This window comes from Desulfitobacterium dichloroeliminans LMG P-21439, assembly GCF_000243135.2.
GTDB classification, from domain to species: Bacteria; Bacillota; Desulfitobacteriia; order Desulfitobacteriales; family Desulfitobacteriaceae; genus Desulfitobacterium; species Desulfitobacterium dichloroeliminans.
Window position 1 is genome coordinate 3545386 of sequence record NC_019903.1, and the last position, 16706, is coordinate 3562091.

Annotated in this window: 18 protein-coding genes; all 18 read right to left on the reverse strand. The window is 47.2% G+C overall.

Annotated features, from left to right (window positions below; translation table 11 throughout):
• Position 1 precedes the first annotated feature (1 nt).
• Positions 2-1255 (reverse strand): serine hydroxymethyltransferase, encoded by a 1254-nt coding sequence (locus DESDI_RS16740; RefSeq protein WP_015263792.1) that lies wholly within the window; start codon positions 1253-1255, stop codon positions 2-4.
• A gap of 46 nt (positions 1256-1301) precedes the next feature.
• Positions 1302-1850 carry a TIGR01440 family protein gene (locus tag DESDI_RS16745; RefSeq protein ID WP_015263793.1) on the reverse strand — a complete coding sequence of 183 codons (549 nt, stop codon included), beginning with the start codon at positions 1848-1850 and terminating at the stop codon, positions 1302-1304.
• Between the two features lie 23 nt (positions 1851-1873).
• Entirely contained in the window at positions 1874-2323 is a 450-nt protein-coding gene (rpiB, locus tag DESDI_RS16750; RefSeq protein WP_015263794.1) for a ribose 5-phosphate isomerase B, read from the reverse strand.
• 200 nt (positions 2324-2523) lie between these two features.
• Positions 2524-2967, reverse strand: a complete 444-nt coding sequence (locus DESDI_RS16755) for a low molecular weight protein arginine phosphatase (protein ID WP_041219570.1) — start codon at positions 2965-2967, stop codon at positions 2524-2526.
• An 11-nt stretch (positions 2968-2978) separates the two neighbouring features.
• Positions 2979-3566 (reverse strand): manganese efflux pump MntP, encoded by a 588-nt coding sequence (locus DESDI_RS16760; RefSeq protein WP_015263796.1) that lies wholly within the window; start codon positions 3564-3566, stop codon positions 2979-2981.
• A 391-nt stretch (positions 3567-3957) separates the two neighbouring features.
• Entirely contained in the window at positions 3958-5004 is a 1047-nt protein-coding gene (locus DESDI_RS16765; protein WP_015263797.1) for an L-threonylcarbamoyladenylate synthase, read from the reverse strand.
• Entirely contained in the window at positions 5004-5855 is an 852-nt protein-coding gene (prmC, locus tag DESDI_RS16770) for a peptide chain release factor N(5)-glutamine methyltransferase (RefSeq protein WP_015263798.1), read from the reverse strand. The genes DESDI_RS16765 and prmC overlap by 1 nt, the downstream gene beginning before the upstream one ends.
• A complete protein-coding gene (gene prfA / locus DESDI_RS16775; protein WP_015263799.1) occupies positions 5855-6922 on the reverse strand; it encodes a peptide chain release factor 1 in 1068 nt (355 codons plus the stop codon). Before prfA ends, prmC begins: the two co-directional genes overlap by 1 nt.
• A gap of 134 nt (positions 6923-7056) precedes the next feature.
• The gene (gene rpmE, locus DESDI_RS16780; RefSeq protein WP_015263800.1) at positions 7057-7254 is read right to left on the reverse strand and encodes a 50S ribosomal protein L31; all 198 of its coding nucleotides are present in this window, start codon (positions 7252-7254) and stop codon (positions 7057-7059) included.
• A gap of 120 nt (positions 7255-7374) precedes the next feature.
• Positions 7375-8088, reverse strand: coding sequence for a peptidoglycan DD-metalloendopeptidase family protein (locus tag DESDI_RS16785; protein ID WP_015263801.1), 714 nt, complete (start codon positions 8086-8088; stop codon positions 7375-7377).
• Between the two features lie 52 nt (positions 8089-8140).
• Positions 8141-9115 (reverse strand): class II fructose-bisphosphatase, encoded by a 975-nt coding sequence (gene glpX, locus DESDI_RS16790; protein WP_041220068.1) that lies wholly within the window; start codon positions 9113-9115, stop codon positions 8141-8143.
• 230 nt (positions 9116-9345) lie between these two features.
• Positions 9346-9987 carry a fructose-6-phosphate aldolase gene (fsa, locus tag DESDI_RS16795; protein ID WP_015263803.1) on the reverse strand — a complete coding sequence of 214 codons (642 nt, stop codon included), beginning with the start codon at positions 9985-9987 and terminating at the stop codon, positions 9346-9348.
• A gap of 11 nt (positions 9988-9998) precedes the next feature.
• Positions 9999-10853 carry a class II fructose-1,6-bisphosphate aldolase gene (locus tag DESDI_RS16800; protein ID WP_015263804.1) on the reverse strand — a complete coding sequence of 285 codons (855 nt, stop codon included), beginning with the start codon at positions 10851-10853 and terminating at the stop codon, positions 9999-10001.
• 2 nt (positions 10854-10855) lie between these two features.
• On the reverse strand, positions 10856-11527 hold the full coding sequence (locus DESDI_RS16805) for a hypothetical protein (protein ID WP_015263805.1): 672 nt from the start codon (positions 11525-11527) through the stop codon (positions 10856-10858).
• A gap of 128 nt (positions 11528-11655) precedes the next feature.
• Complete coding sequence (locus DESDI_RS16810) at positions 11656-12012, reverse strand: response regulator (protein WP_015263806.1); 357 nt, start codon at positions 12010-12012, stop codon at positions 11656-11658.
• Between the two features lie 32 nt (positions 12013-12044).
• Positions 12045-13223 carry an alanine racemase gene (alr, locus tag DESDI_RS16815; protein WP_015263807.1) on the reverse strand — a complete coding sequence of 393 codons (1179 nt, stop codon included), beginning with the start codon at positions 13221-13223 and terminating at the stop codon, positions 12045-12047.
• A gap of 651 nt (positions 13224-13874) precedes the next feature.
• Positions 13875-14957 carry a lipid II:glycine glycyltransferase FemX gene (locus DESDI_RS16820; protein WP_015263808.1) on the reverse strand — a complete coding sequence of 361 codons (1083 nt, stop codon included), beginning with the start codon at positions 14955-14957 and terminating at the stop codon, positions 13875-13877.
• A 135-nt stretch (positions 14958-15092) separates the two neighbouring features.
• A complete protein-coding gene (pyrG, locus tag DESDI_RS16825; RefSeq protein WP_015263809.1) occupies positions 15093-16688 on the reverse strand; it encodes a CTP synthase in 1596 nt (531 codons plus the stop codon).
• Positions 16689-16706: the final 18 nt, after the last annotated feature.

The following is a 16706-nucleotide window of genomic DNA, read 5'->3' on the forward strand; positions in this document are numbered from 1 at the left end:
CCTAATCTAGATTTGTGTAGAGTGGAAATTCTGCGCAAAGTCCAGCAACAATTTCTCTGGCCTTGGCGGCTCCTTTTTCATTACGCTCAGATAATGCACTATCGATAGCTTCAGCGATTTTCTTCATAGCTTCAGCATCCATCCCACGGCTCGTTACGGCAGGAGTACCGATACGGATACCGCTGGTCACGGTGGGGCTGGCTGTATCATAAGGAATGGTGTTTTTATTCACGGTTATGCCAACCTCATCCAAAATAGCCTCTGCTTCTTTTCCGGTCAATCCTTTGGGCCTCACATCCACTAACATGAGGTGGTTATCCGTACCGCCGGAAACTAAGCGAAAGCCTTTGTCAGCTAGTGCGGACGCTAATACTTTAGCATTTTCCACAATCCGCTTCTGGTATTCTATGAATTCGGGTTTTAAAGCTTCCCCAAAGGCCACCGCCTTGGCCGCAATGACATGCATCAGAGGGCCGCCTTGTATTCCTGGGAAGATAGCTTTATCGATGGCCTTAGCAAATTCCTCTTTACAGAGAATGAGGCCGCCCCGAGGTCCCCGGAGGGTTTTATGAGTGGTAGTAGTAACGAAATGAGCATAAGGAACGGGGTTCTGATGAAGTCCTGCCGCTACCAGTCCAGCAATATGAGCCATATCCACCATCAGGAGGGCGCCTGCTTCGTCAGCAATTTTCCGTAATTGGGCAAAATCAATTTGGCGAGGATAAGCACTAGCTCCAGCTACGATAAGTTTGGGCTTGTTTTCAAGTGCCAGCTTACGCACCTCATCATAATCAATGAGCTCTGTTTCCGGATTCACGCCATAAGCCACAAAATTATAGTACATCCCTGAAAGATTGACCGGGCTGCCATGGGTTAAATGACCACCATGGGATAAATTCATGCCGAGGACGGTGTCCCCGGGTTTTAATATGGCAAAATAAACTGCAGTATTCGCTTGGGCACCGGAATGAGGCTGAACATTCGCATGCTCAGCACCAAAAAGCTTCTTCACGCGCTCCCGAGCTAAATCTTCAACGATATCCACATATTCACAACCGCCATAATAGCGCTTACCAGGATATCCTTCAGCATATTTATTGGTTAAAACTGAACCTTGAGCCGCCATAACAGCACGGCTAACAAAGTTCTCCGAGGCAATCAACTCGATTTTATTGCGTTGTCTCCCTTCTTCTTGGGCGATAGCCTCTGCCACTTCTGGATCTTGAGGGAGAATCCATTCCTTAATATAATCCATACTTATCCACTCCTACCTCCAATTATTAATCCAAATTTATGTCCATCTATACCATCGAATACATAGCCCTAGGGCCGCCGATAAGCCGCGGTCTTGTTTTGGCCATAGTTAAATGTGCGTGACCAATTTCCTTAATCGAGGGCCGGATCGGTACCACCACTGGGCGTAGATGCATGCCGATAAACGTATCTCCCACATCGATCCCTGCGTGTCCGCGGATGGTCTCCACCATCATCGGGGATTGGAAGCTCTGCCAAGCGTTAACGGCCATCGATCCTCCGGCCTGTAAGGAGGGTACTACCGTGACCGGATCCAAACCATACTGTTCGATACATGCCTCCTCAACCAATAAAGCACGATTAAGGTGTTCGCAAGCTTGGATGGCCAAATAAATTTCCCTTTGCTTCACTCTTGCCAATAAGGGAGGAAGAAGGGCCTCGGCTACTTCGGTACTGCTTGCCTTCCCAATGTGATGTCCCATGACCTCACTCGTACTACAGCCTAACACAAGGATGTGCCGGGATTTTAAATCTGCCTGAGCAAAAAATTCCTCCAGCGCTTGATCCCAATCTTTGATGATATCCTCAAAATTCATTATTTTTTCCTCCAGCAAAGGATTTAAATACGTTCACCCTGTTCGATGGCTGTGATCAAATCCACCCGCCGAGCATGTCGTCCTCCTGCAAAAGGAGTCTTGATAAAAATATCAACAATATCTAAGGCTAGTCCCACACCGGTGACCCGGCCACCAAGCCCTAGAACGTTCGCATTATTATGCTCCCTTGCCATCCGAGCCGAATAGGTTTCCGTGCAGGCAGCAGCGCGGATTCCTGGTACCTTATTGGCAGCAATGGATATCCCTAAGCCTGTCCCACAGACTACGATACCTAAATCCGCTTTACCGTTATTTATGGCATCCCCGACTAAAAATCCGTACTTTGGATAATCAACTGAGTCCTTTGAGTTCGTGCCGCAATCATAAACTTCAATACCTTGGCTCTCCAAATGGGCTTGAATTTCGTTCTTAAGCTCGAACCCTCCATGATCTGCTCCTAATGCGATTCTCAAGGTCACCCACCTCCATGTTCTATTGAATTTTTCTACATTAATGATGCAATCCCTGCCTCATCTTACGAAAAAAGAGTTTTCATATTATTTAGGAAAAGGCATTTAGAGAAAATGCTTGGCTCTACGCCAAGCTATCAATCATCACCTCAACAAATGATTATTGCTCATTAGTTTATCCATAACGATCCAACCCTATTACCTCAATGAGCTTTTAATCCAGTCTTGACCTCATGAAGCAAGGTCTCGATTTCTTGAGCACACTGTCGATAAGTCTCAACGCTACCGCCCCAAGGATCACGGACATCCTGATATTTCCCTTGGCTATGCCAGGCCCCCAGTCGCTTCACTTTCGAACTCCATTCCGGAAATGCATCCTTAAGCTGTCTCTCATGGGTTTGAGTCATGGGAATAACCCAATCTGCTGAGGCAAGGATGTCTCGACTCACAGCACGAGCTTGGTGGGAGGCGATATCAATGCCTTTCTCCTTTAACACTTGAATGGCCTTGCCATTCGCAGGATCTCCGCCCCAAGCCGCAAGACCAGCAGACTCTACCTCTACTCCCGGTCCCAAAATATGCCTTGCCAAACCTTCGGCCATAGGGCTGCGGCATGTATTTCCAGTACAAACAAAGGCAATTCGCACCATGATTACTCCTATCCCAATAACATCCTTATCCCAATAATGACGAGCACAAGACCTCCCATGGCCTCTGCTCGTTTTCCTAACCAAGAACCTACATAACGACCAAGCACTAAGCCGCTGCCCATCATCAATCCGGCGACCGTTCCCATCACCAATACAGTAATTCCAACCCCGCTATCCACTGTCCCTAAAGAAAATCCAACACTGAGGGCGTCTAAACTCACACTGGCAGCTAAGGCATATAACCCTACCCCGCTTAAGCATACCCCCGTGGGCAATTGTTGCTGATGTAGAGCCAGTCTTGCTCTAGAAAGAGGAATACACTCCGGCTCCGGCCTCCAGACATGGAATACCATCCTTCCTCCCAACCATAACAGGACAAGTGCGCCAATTCCTTTCGCTAAATGCCCCAGAAACATCCCCAGAGTTTGACCCAAGAGCAGACCTCCTAAAGGCATGAACACATGAAAGACTGCTACCATCAAGGAAAGACGAAGAGTCATACGTTTCCCTACACCTACTAAGCCGATGGCTAAGGCCAAACTAAAGGCGTCCGCTCCTAAAGCCACAGAAAGTGCTAAGATCCAGGCAAGATTCAATCCCCACTCCTCCTATTCGAGGTATATAGAATACAATACGGCGTCTTTGTATTCTATGCTTGAGGGTGTGCTTACATGAATGATGAGATTTTGTCTCTAGGATCTTACTATACACGTTTGTGGGGGTAGGCTTCTCCAGGATTTTGCTATACACGTTCGCTCAGAAAGCTGCGCTCACCCGTTCTAATCGCTCAAGCTCTCCGCTGCAAGCTTTTCGTGAAGAACGGGTAGCTGCTCGCTTTGAAGTCGCTCTCTTCGGTATATCAAAATCCTTGGGTCAGGCTTCTATATTGGACCCATGCCCCGGTCTGCAAGTATCGCTGCCCCGGAGCTACTGAGTGAGTGTTGTGCGTAAAGCTGCACGAACCCGAATTTCAGAAAAATCAAAGACCTACACCCGAAGCACTTTCTGCCCCGACGCTTTAATCAACCGATTCATAATAGCAAAGCCCAGACCCTTATCTGAGACCCCTTCGGCGAGAATAATATCCATACCCTGCTCATCGCAGAGCCTTAAGCCCTCGTAGAGGTTACCGGCAACCTCTGCGGGATTATTCTCAGAACCCAAGACGTAAAGCAAGTCAGGCAATTGGTAGTGGAGCCCCGCTGCGCTCTCTAATGTGCAGAGGATTCCTACCTTCTTCAGACGGGATTGTCCTTTGCGAATCTCCTCAACCATCTTGCGAATAACTTTTGCTCGTTCGCCAATGAGAAGGGTTAAGTCCCCTTTTGGGGCATAATGACGATATTTCATACCGGGAGCCTTGGGGGCCTGTTGCTCGGAGGGATGATCGATTGCTACTTCCCCCAGCACCTCTTCCAGTTGCTCCTTAGTAACTCCTCCGGGACGAAGAATGATGGGCACTTCTCCGGTTAAATCCAAGACAGTGGATTCCACTCCCACCGAACATGCTCCGGCGTCCAGGATCAAGGGGATCTTGCCTTTTAAATCCTTCCAAACATGACTTCCCTTGGTAGGGCTGGGTTTGCCGGAAAGGTTAGCACTGGGAGCCGCGATCGGGACTCCAGCTTCCTGAATCAACTGTAAGGCTACGGGATGGTTTGGCATACGAATACCCACGGTACCTAATCCGCCACTTACCACATCCGGCACTAAATCAGTCTTCTCTAACACAAGGGTTAAAGGGCCCGGCCAAAACTGTTCCGCACAGAGGGCAGCTTGTGGAGTCCAGTGTCCTGTTAACTTTTTGGCCATATCCAAATCTGAGATATGGGCAATGAGAGGATTATCTTGGGGTCTGCCCTTGACTCGGAAAATCTCCTGACAAGCCTCTGCATCAATGGCGTTGGCCCCTAAGCCATACACCGTCTCAGTGGGTAAAGCGACCAATTTCCCCTCACGTATCAGCTTTGCTCCCTCTTGAATCCATTCATATTCAGGTTTTTGAGCATCGATAGTGACTCGTTTTGTTTCCATTATTCACACCTCGCGAAAACTACCCGATCTCTCCCGCCTAAATCTTGAAAAACCTCAGTAGTGAGACCCAGTTCTTGAAGAAATCGTGTGACCGGTACACTCTGCTGCCACCCGATTTCCACTATGATCCTTCCACTGGCTTTAAGCAAAGCGGGTGCTTCTCTAGCCAGTTCCCGATAAAAATCCAAACCATCCACACCCCCAAGAAAGGCCATCCTCGGTTCTTCGGCAATCTCCGGGGCGAGTTCAGTATATTCGCCTTCGGCAATATAGGGGGGATTACTAATGATGATATCCCAGCTTTGGCCACGAATCGGGGCCAGAAAATCTCCCTCTCGCCACTCGACCCGAACCCCAAGCCGTTCACTATTTAGGCGAGCCACGGCAAGTGCATTAGGCGATAGATCCGTTCCCACAACTCGAGCCTCAGGCCAATAATGAGCAACACTAATAGCCAAAGCACCGCTACCCGTACAAAGGTCGACGATAGCAGGAGGGCTTCCATCCTTAGTGGGGCTCCACGCTCTTTTTAATTCTAGAACCTTTTCCACTAGAATCTCGCTATCTGCTCTAGGGATAAGAACTCTTTTATCCACATAAAAATCAAGCCCCATAAATTCCTGGTGCCTTAGAATATACTGGAGAGGCTCTCGCTTGACCCGGCGTTCGATGACTTGGGCAAAGGCAACCTCTTGGTCAGGAGCAAGCAATTGGTCTCTACCCAGATAAAGTTGTTCACGCCTTAGCTTAAGAATATACCCAAGCAGGAGATCCGCATCCCAGCGCGGATTTTCCACTTGGGCCAGCTTTAATTCTTGCTCTCCCCATAAAAGGGCATCAACGATACGCATTATGCCTCCGCTTTAAGTCGCTCAGCTTGATCTGTAGTTATTAATGCATTGATTACATCATCGAGCTCACCTAACAAAATTGCATCGAGTCGATGAAGAGTCAAGCCAATGCGATGGTCTGTTACCCTGCCTTGTGGAAAGTTATAGGTCCGGATTCGCTCACTACGATCGCCCGTCCCAACTTGACTGCGACGCTCGCTGGCCAATTCTCCTACGGCCTCTTCCTGAGCCCGTTCCAGTACCCGTGCCCGCAAAACCCGCAGGGCCTTTTCTTTATTTTTCAACTGAGATTTCTCATCTTGGCAAGACACCACGGTACCTGTCGGAATATGGGTAATCCGTACCGCCGACTGAGTAGTATTAACTGATTGCCCTCCCGGGCCGCTGGAGCAAAAAATATCAATCCGTAAATCATTAGGGTTGATCTGGACATCCACATCTTCTGCCTCGGGGAGTACTGCCACTGTTGTCGTCGAGGTATGAATGCGCCCACCGGATTCTGTGGCGGGGACCCGCTGCACCCGATGAACACCACTTTCGAACTTTAGCTTGCTATAAGCTCCCTGGCCTTCTACAAGAAAGATAATTTCCTTGAAGCCACCGATATCCGTATAGCTGGCGCTAAGCAGTTCTGTCCGCCATCCTTGACCTTCGGCATATTTCGTGTACATTCTATAAAGATCTCCAGCGAAGAGTGCTGCTTCTTCTCCACCCGCACCGGCACGGATTTCCATAATGACGTTTTTATCGTCATTGGGATCCTTAGGCAGGAGCAAAACCCGCATCTCCTCAGCCAGTACATCCCGTTTTTCTGTCAATTCCTCAAGTTCAAGCTCAGCCATTTCTTTGAATTCGGGATCTAATTTCTCTTGAAGAAGACTTTGCGTCTCTTCGAGATTCTTAACCACCGTGCTATACTCACGAAAGGTTTCCACAATATCCGTCATACCCGACTGGGCTTTGGCATACTTCTGCCACTCTTCTTGTCTGGCAATGACCTCAGGATCGCTTAAGAGCTGAGTCAGCTCATCGTAGCGCCTTTCAATTTCAACTAATTTATTTTGCATCTTTCACACCTCAAGCGAGCTAGAATAGTTCTGAACGAATAACCTTGCCATTATTCAGGAATGACATAGTCAAAGAAAAAGCAGAGCATGCGCTCTGCCTTTCTTTTAGCAACGACCGCAGGTCGTTGTTCATATTACATTCCGTATTTTTTCTTAAAGCGGTCCACTCGTCCACCAGTATCTACAAAACGTTGAACACCGGTATAGAAGGGATGGCATTTAGAACAAATTTCCACCTTAATGTCTTTCTTAGTGCTGCCAGTTGGAATTACTTCGCCGCATACACAAGTGATAGTGGTTTGTTCATATTTAGGGTGTGTCTTTTCTTTCATGTCGTCACCTTCTTTCCCAACCGAGTCGTCAACTCTGAACATTGTAACACAACGACTTCATGCAGGTCAATATATAATTAATGAATAGAACCTTATCCTGAAAAATTTTTTTTAGTTACCTTAGCTCATTGGAGGGAGATAAGGCAGAGGATCAATAGCTTTTCCCTGAAGTCGTATCTCAAAGTGGAGATGGGGACCGGTACTTCTTCCCGTATCTCCGGAAATAGCTATAGCCTCACCCTGCTCGACCCAGTCACCGGGCTCAACCAGCAGTTTTTGATTGTGCGCATAGAGACTCTGTACACCATTGCCGTGATCCAGAAGTACTGTGAAACCATAGATATCCATCCATCGCGCCTTGACCACTTTACCTTCCCGAGCAGCTAAAACATCTGTGCCATGAGGAATAGCTAAATCAATGCCGTGATGAAATTCTCCATTTCGCCAGCCATAATCCGAGCTAATACGAGCGTGGACTGGCCAGTTCCAAATCCGATGGGTCCCACGTGAAAGGGCTTCGAACGCCGCCGGAGTCTCAATAATATCTACTGTTGAATTCCTGCCGGCCTGTTCTCGAATGGTCACAGTAGCACCTGGTTTTAAGCTAACCGCTTGGTTGTCCAACCGAATCTGCTGGGCTGTCGTTTGATACTTCTTCGCTAAGTCTTCAATAGTCTGTCCTTCTTGCAACGTGACGATAGAAAATTGAACCACCGTACTTTCTTCTTGGCAATATCCAATAGAAATCCCGGCATTGATCCAGAAACTGCACACAAGTAATAGGGCACACCCTTTAAACAAGAATCCCCCTCGCTTGTGTTTACTTATGTTCATCTTTATGAAACCACCTCAATGGTAGTCTCTCCTATGATAAGGAAAAAAATACCTAGATAACACCCTTCATGGCATAAGCAGGCTTCTTGTCGAAGCTATGCCGCGCTTCAATAAAGCGAACCGTACCGGTTTTGCCCCGCATCACGACCGTATGTGTCAGAGCGCCTTGGGCTGTAAAGTGCACCCCTTTCAATAAAGGCCCTTCCGTAATGCCCGTAGCTGCAAAGAATACATCATCGGAGCAAACCAAATCATTCATGGTTAATAATTTACTTACATCCAAAATGCCTAGGCTTTTCGCGCGCAGGACATCAGCATCATTCTCCGGCCAAAGCCTTCCTTGCATTTCGCCACCTAAACAACGCAAAGCAGCGGCAGCCAGCACCCCTTCAGGTGCTCCGCCAACTCCCATCATTATATCTATCCCGGTACCTTCAATCGCACAGGCGACGGCAGGTGAAACATCTCCGTCCGTAATCAAACGAATGCGCGCTCCTGCTTCTCGCACCTCATGAATAATCTTGTCATGCCGAGGGCGATCCATGATTACGACCGTAAGATCATCCATGCTTTTTCCTAAGGCTTGGGCCACACTGCGCAAGTTATCCTGCACGGAAGCATCTAAGTGAATCTTGCCCTTGGCTTGAGGGCCTACAGCAATCTTGTCCATATACATATCCGGTGCATGCAAAAGACCGCCTTTTTTCGCTATCGCTACCACAGCAATCGCACCAGCGAGACCTTTAGCCACAATATTTGTACCCTCGAGCGGATCTACCGCCACGTCTAACTCAGGAGGTTCCCCACTTCCCACTTTTTCACCGATGTAGAGCATAGGCGCTTCATCCATTTCTCCTTCGCCGATGACTACCGTTCCACTCATACGGATTGTGTCAAAAACGGATCGCATGGCTTGTACAGCAGCATCGTCAGCAGCCTCTTTGTTACCACGTCCAACCCAACGAGCTGAAGCTAAAGCCGCTGCCTCCGTCACCCGAGCAAATTCCATGGTAAGCTCACGTTCCATAGTTAAATCTTTATCCATGATGATCCCTCCAATAGTATTATCTTTAAACTTTCACAATCTCAAAGATGTGCCTAAGCGTGGTCGCCCATTGATTCATTTAATGCATTAGCACCAAATGTATTGTCCCATACTTTTTTTGGGGATGCAAGGCAGGATGCCGGAACTCAGAAAGAAAAGCTCTTTCAGTCGAAAATCGTCTGTCAGAGCTTTACCAATCCATAATCAACATTTTACTTTAATTTCTGCCAATCGGCTAAAAACTTATCGATTCCGGCCTCAGTTAAAGGATGCTTGAAGAGTTGGCGCAATACTTTAAAGGGTACTGTCGCGTAATCCGCGCCCAGCCTGGCCGCTTCCGTGACATGCACGGGGTTACGGATACTGGCAGCAATCACTTTGGTCTCCAAACCATGAACTCCAAAAATCTCGCAAATATCATCAAGCAGGAGGAGACCATTTTCACCAATGTCATCCAGCCTGCCCAAGAAAGGGCTTACATAAGTAGCTCCTGCCCGTGCGGCTAACAAGGCCTGAACTGCTGAAAAGATCAAGGTCACGTTGGTTTTAATCCCTTCGGCGCTTAGAATCTTCACTGCTTTGAGGCCATCCTCTGTCATTGGAATCTTAACCACAATATGAGGATGCATAGCGGCAAGTTCCCGAGCTTCAGTCAGCATTCCGGTCGTATCTAAAGCGATAACCTCAGCACTGATCGGGCCATCGACGATTTCGATTAGCTCCTCTAATAGCTGATGGAAACCTCTTCCTTCTTTAGCCACCAAGCTGGGATTCGTCGTAATTCCAGCGATAACTCCCATATTCCAGGCTTGCTTAATCTCCTCTGGATTGGCTGAGTCTAATAAAAATTCCATTTTTGTCCTCCTTAGGCTTTTCCGCTGCTCCCGAAAAGGCGGATCTTTTCACGGATAATCTCAATGGTCGCTTCACGAGCCGGTCCCAGCATTTTCCTAGGGTCAATCTCGCGTGGATTATCAGTCATGGCCTTGCGGGCTGCCGTAACAAAAGCCTCCCGAATGTTGGTGTCGATATTGACTTTACAGACACCAAGAGAGATTGCTCTTTGAATGGCCTCATCCGGAACCCCCGACGAACCATGCAAAACAATGGGGGCGTTGACCCGCTTACGGATTTCTGCAAGACGATCAAAATCAAGCTGTGGGACCCCTTTATACTGTCCATGGGCAGTTCCGATAGCAATGGCTAGGGCATCGACTGCGGTCTCCTTCACAAAACGTTCAGCCTCATTGGGATCGGTAAAGAGGGCCTCCTTTTCACTGACGGTAATATCGTCTTCTGTTCCCCCAATCTTACCCAGCTCTGCCTCTACAGAGACTCCTAAGGGGCGAACCGCTTCGATAACTTTATTGGTTAGGGCGATGTTCTCCTCAAGAGAGAGCTTTGAGCCGTCAATCATCACTGAGGTAAACTGATTTCTTACGCAACTCATCACTTGTGCAAAGCTGGTACCATGATCAAGATGAAGGGCTACCGGCACACTGGCTTTCTCAGCTGCCAAGCTGGTCATTGCTGCTATATATTCAATCCCCGCGTATTTAATGGCGCCTTGACTTGCCTGAACGATGACAGGGGATTTTTCTGCTTCTGCCGCACCGACAATAGCTTGAACAATTTCCATATTGTTACAATTAAATGCCCCCACCGCATAATGACCCCTTTGAGCTTCCTGCAGCAGCTCAGCCATAGATACCAAACTCATCCTTATTCCTCCTCAATTGCCTTACAAAAGCGTCCATGCTGTGTACAATTCAGCAATACGGTTTTATTTTCGTCCAAATTGACCGATGTCATTCCCTCAAAAATACGAATGTTTTCAGCATTCTCTCCATAGATTACGCCAACCGCTTCACAAATATCACAATAAAGCTCAATTCGGTCCGGCAAAAGTTCAAAGGTTAGATTATGGTTGCCGCATTGACAACCTAAAGCTCCATCCTTGGCTAAGCAATGGAGATGATCTAGCAGTTTTAACATGACTTCCGGATTCTCAAACTCATCTTCATATCCTAATTCTGAGGCAAGCTCAGCAATGGACTTTTCGCGTTCCTGGCAGGCTTGGGCCACCTTTTGCTTGGGACCGATAAACCCTGCCGATGCCTCTACTTCTGGGCACACTAATGCCAAAGCATTCTTACCCCAGCAAGCTCCGCGTTTGAGGCGAAGATAGTGAACCTGACCGCAAAAAGCGCAATTAAAAGATGTATTAAAATGTTTGCGGTCTCTTGTTGCCACGGATATCAAGGATTCACCGCAACGGCAATATAAATTTACCCGTCCCTTTCCGGAAAACGCAAAAAGAGAAAGGCCGTGAAACTCTAATTCTCCACATTGAGGGCACTGTATAGCTACGGATGTATGGGTCGTCAGGATCAATTTTCCCACCTCTTTCTACCTCGAAACTATACTTCGGCAAGTAGAGGGGTTTTTCCTCCATCCTCAATTCAAAAAAATAAGAGACAGTCGCTACAATACTTTCTGCGGTGTCTCTAGATCAACTTAGTCTATTGAAGAATTTGACGGACGTAATCACGTAACTCGAAAAGATCGAAAGGCTTGCTAATATAACACTTCACCCCTTGTTCCTGAGCCCTCTCCATGGTTTGAAGATCTCCATAGGCTGTCATCATAATCACTTGAACCTCTTTATTAAACATCCTAATCTCTTTTAGTGTGTCAATACCATTCATTTCTGGCATCTTCATATCCATAATTATCAATTCCGGTTGGAAATCCTCGAGCAAATGAAGCGCTTCATTGCCGTTTTCAGCCATCTTTACACGATGACCTTCTTCCTTGAAGGCTTCAAAAAGAAGTCGGCGAATCCCCATCTGATCATCTACAACGAGTATGTTGGCCATATATTACCATCTCCTTCCGCCAATAATTATGGTTATTCTGGATAAGTTTGTAAATATCCTTCTTTTATTTCACGTTTCGTGATTAATCTTTCTTCCGACCAATATTGTCTTAACATGCGAGGGTTAGCCTGAGTCCGCCTTAAAGGCAGAATCACCACGTCCCCAACCTGACAGGTAAGCCTGCCTACATCGAGAACAGTCAACTGCATACCAATTTTGCCCGCCACGCGAATCGAATGGCCTTGCCAAGCCACAGTCTCTTGACCGACAAAAATCCCGCAAAGAGCGAGGAAATTTTTAATAATAATTTTAATAAAATCCCAAAAACCTTGAGGTATAAAATGAGGCTGTACCCCAAAGCCATCGGCATATCCCACGGGGATTACAGCCAAACGAGTCTCTGCTTTGGTACGATAAATGCTTTGATAGCCGACAAAGGTTCCTTTAGGCACCTGGCGAAGACTGACAATCTGAGCTTTAGCAATCCAAGGATCCTGAAGCTTTAGCATACCGGCAAAGGAGGTCGAAGGAAAATGACCCACAAGAAGGGTTCCAGTCCTGATAAAATCAAGATGCCACTCCGGATAATCCAAAAAAGCAGCACTGTTGCAGATATGCTTCCATAAGCCTACAAATCCATGCTGCTCCATTTTCTTGACCCCTCGCTGAAAGGTATCATACTGCTGTTGAGTATAGGTCCGATCAAGCAGAGCAGCCCGTGCCAGATGAGTATAGATGCCGACGGGATTAATAGAGTCCGCTGCTTTTAAGGATTCAGCAAGATCTTCCCAGTCCTTCTCGAAAAAGCCGGTCCTGCCCATCCCCGTCTCTAATTTGAGGTGAACTTGAGCTTCCTTCCCCAATTGAGCTGCCACGGTTGCACATTGAGTAAGTATACTGAAGTCCCCTATAGTCAGCTGGAGGTCGGCCTCGAGAGCCCCTTCTATCTGCTTTGAAGATACGGGCCCTAGTACCAAAATGATGCCTTGAATCCCCTGCTGGCGCAAAATCAAACCTTCTTCGACGGTGGTTACGGCAAAGGCTTCGCAGCCTAATTTCTGCAGTGTCTGAGCGATGGGAACTGCCCCTAAGCCATAGGCATCAGCCTTCACGACGGCCATGACTCGGGCACCTTGGCTAAGGTGTTGGGTAATTTCACGGTAGTTATGGGCTATGGCGTCTAGGTTAATATCGATCCAAGCGTTACTCATTGTGATCGCCACCTTTGGTGAAGTTTGCTTTGTTAAGTCGCGTTATTTCTGGGGTATGCTTATAAGGTTATCAGACTGCTCAGGTCCGCTTTTATGAAAAGTCGGGTCGTGTAGCTTCACGCACAACACTCACTCAGTAGCTCCAGGGCTGGCAAACTCGCTTTCGTCGCAACTCCGCCAAACCACAGGGTAGTACCTGATGTGAACCTGCGGCTCCGTTATGCAACGAAAGCCTCGTTCGCCTGACCACCCCTCCACTAAAATCGTTCGTTCCTGTGCGTGAAGCTACGCTTATGGGTCTTTTTTGTAAGAGGCACTCAGTGTGCTCTGCTTTAGCTGAGCCATAAGAAGCTCTAGTTTTACACAGAAGAATTCTTCGTGAAACTTTTGGTTCAGGATAGGACTACCCAAGGATTTTGATATACGGAAGAGAGCGACCTCAAAGCGAGCAGCTACCCGTTCTTCGCGAAAAGCTTGCAGCGGAGTCGGGTTGGAAACAGGACGTTTCCAACCGGCTACGAGGCAGGAGCCGATTTAGCCGGTGTCCCGATGGAGCGGAGAGCTTGAGCGATTAGAACGGGTGCGCGCAGCTTTCTTAGCGAACGTGTATAGCAAAATCCTGGAGAAGCTACCCTGAGTAACCTGATAACTTTACCCCCGATTTCTCCGTCTCAGCTTCCCAATAATCCCCTTAACCACATCGGAGTATATAGGCTCAAGAGTATTCCAGAGCGAGTAAACCACCGGGCGGTAGACCAGATCCCATTCGCCAATAAACTCGGTATACTCACCATTGAAGCCCTTTTTAAAACGGTATAGGCCGTAGAGAGGATTATCTTCAGTGAGATGTCCAGGGACGCCGCGAAAATCGTAGAGGGTGCAGCCTCTGGATTTGGCCCAGCGAATCATTTCCCATTGGATTAGATAGTTGGGCATGACGTTGCGATGAGCGTTAGAGGAGGCACCGTAGAGATACCAGGCCTTCTCTCCAATAATTAGGGCTAAGGTGCCGGCGATGATCTGTCCTTCATATTCGGCAACGAATACCTCTGCCATTCCTACTGGGTTGAGCTCATTATACATATCTTCAAAATAGGAGTACGAACGAACTAAGAATTTATCCCGCTCAGTGGTTTCCTTAAGGACGCGATAAAATTCCGGTAAATCAGCTTTTGTACCAATCCGAATGGTAACTCCCTTTTTCGTTGCAAGTTTGACATTATAGCGTGTCTTCTGATGCATTTGGGCTAGGAGAGTTTCTTCAGCGGGGCTAATATCGAGACGAAAGACGTATTTAGGTTGGACACCCTCAAAGCCCTTTCCTGTTTCTGCGGAACGAAAGCCACGGGATTTAAAATAGTTCTCCAACTCTTGTGCGGAAGATGGAACATCCGGGTCGACCTTAAGGAAAATTGCCCCCCGCTTTTTGGCTAATTTCCTAACTTCCAAAAGAAGAGCATCGAACAACGACTCATCCTTCCAATCCAGCACAGGTCCCCGTGAAGCATAGAAAATAGGGGTCCCAATCACCGGAATCTTCCGTTCCAGGATGGAGATTGCCGCGATAATTTCCCCTTGTCGCTCAAGGACCAGTCGCCAAGGTTTCCAACCGGTTTTACTTTTTAGCTCTCCCCAACCCCAGGTTTGCAACACATGGCCTTTGGGGTGGCGAGCCATAAATTCATCAAAACGCTCTTTTTCTGCGTCGTCAATTATTCTTGCTATATAAGGCATCCCAACAGCCTCCCGTTATTATTCTACATCATATGTTAATTTTTGCCACAAAAAGGCAAGGGCAAACTCAATTTTATGCTTAGGCCCACCTAAAATTATTCCATGGCCATATATAGCCATGGAATAATAGATTCGTTATTTCGTCAATGTAGCTTTGACAAACTCTCTAAAGAGCGGATGAGGACGATTGGGTCGGGATTTGAATTCTGGATGGAATTGAGAAGCTACAAACCAAGGATGGTCAGGATATTCGGTAATTTCGACCAAACGTCCATCGGGAGACGTTCCCGAGAACATTAAGCCCGCCTTCTCTAATTCAGCACGGTATTGGTTATTCACTTCATAGCGATGGCGATGACGTTCATAGATCACTTCATCCTGATAAACAGAGCTAACCGTGGTATTCTCGATAAGCTTCACAGGCGAAATCCCCAGTCGCATAGTACCGCCCTTATCTTCAATTTCTTTTTGCTCAGGTAGGAGGTCGATAACTGGGTAGGGTGTATCCACATCAAATTCAGAGCTATTGGCGTTTTTCATGCCACAAACATTGCGAGCGAACTCAATCACTGCCGTTTGCATACCTAAACAAATTCCTAAGAAAGGCACTTTATTTTCCCTGGCATAGCGAATAGCTTCGATCTTCCCTTCAATTCCGCGATTACCAAAGCCACCGGGAACAAGAATGCCAGCCACTCCCTTTAGGTGTTCCTCCGCGGAGGTCTCTTCAATCCCTTCGGAGTTGACCCAACGAATCTTAATCTTTGTGCGATGTTCAATCCCAGCATGACGCAGTGCTTCTGCTACACTAAGATAAGCATCGGGAAGCTCCACATATTTTCCGACAATTGCAATCTCTGTTTCACTCAGGGGATTATTAATGCGATCGACCATAGCCTTCCATTCTGTCATATCGGCAGGCTTTGCTTCGAGTCCCAAAATCTTCAGGGCAATATCGTCCAGCCCTTCTTCCAGAATATTCAGGGGTACTTCATAAATGCTTTTGGCATCCACCATCTGAATAATCGCTTCTTTGTCAATATCGCAGAATAAGGCTAGTTTTTCCTTCATATCATTCGATATCTCATGTTCTGTACGACACACTAAAATATTGGGTTGAATCCCAATTCCCCGCAGTTCCTTAACTGAGTGTTGGGTGGGCTTTGTCTTCAACTCCCCAGAGGCTTTGAGATAGGGAATCAGAGTGACATGAAGGTAGAGAACATTATCTTTGCCGATATCGCTACGCATTTGGCGAATGGCTTCAAGGAAGGGCAGGGATTCAATATCACCCACTGTTCCCCCGATTTCCGTAATAACAATGTCCGGATGGTTCTCCCGAGCTACTCGGTAAATCCGCTCCTTAATTTCATTGGTAATATGGGGAATGACTTGTACCGTGCCACCTAAGTAATCCCCGCGTCTTTCCTTATTTAAAACAGACCAATAGATTTTCCCCGTAGTCACATTGCTATTTTTAGAGACAGGCACATCAATAAAACGCTCATAGTGCCCCAAGTCTAAGTCCGTTTCTGCTCCGTCATCTGTTACAAATACTTCCCCATGTTGGTAAGGGCTCATGGTTCCTGGGTCAATGTTAATATAAGGATCGAATTTTTGTATTGCTACACTTAAACCTCGATTTTTCAGCAAACATCCCAAAGCGGACGCCGTGATTCCCTTCCCCAAGGAGGATACAACTCCACCTGTGACAAAAATAAATTTCGTCATTTTTCCCCATCCTTTCTT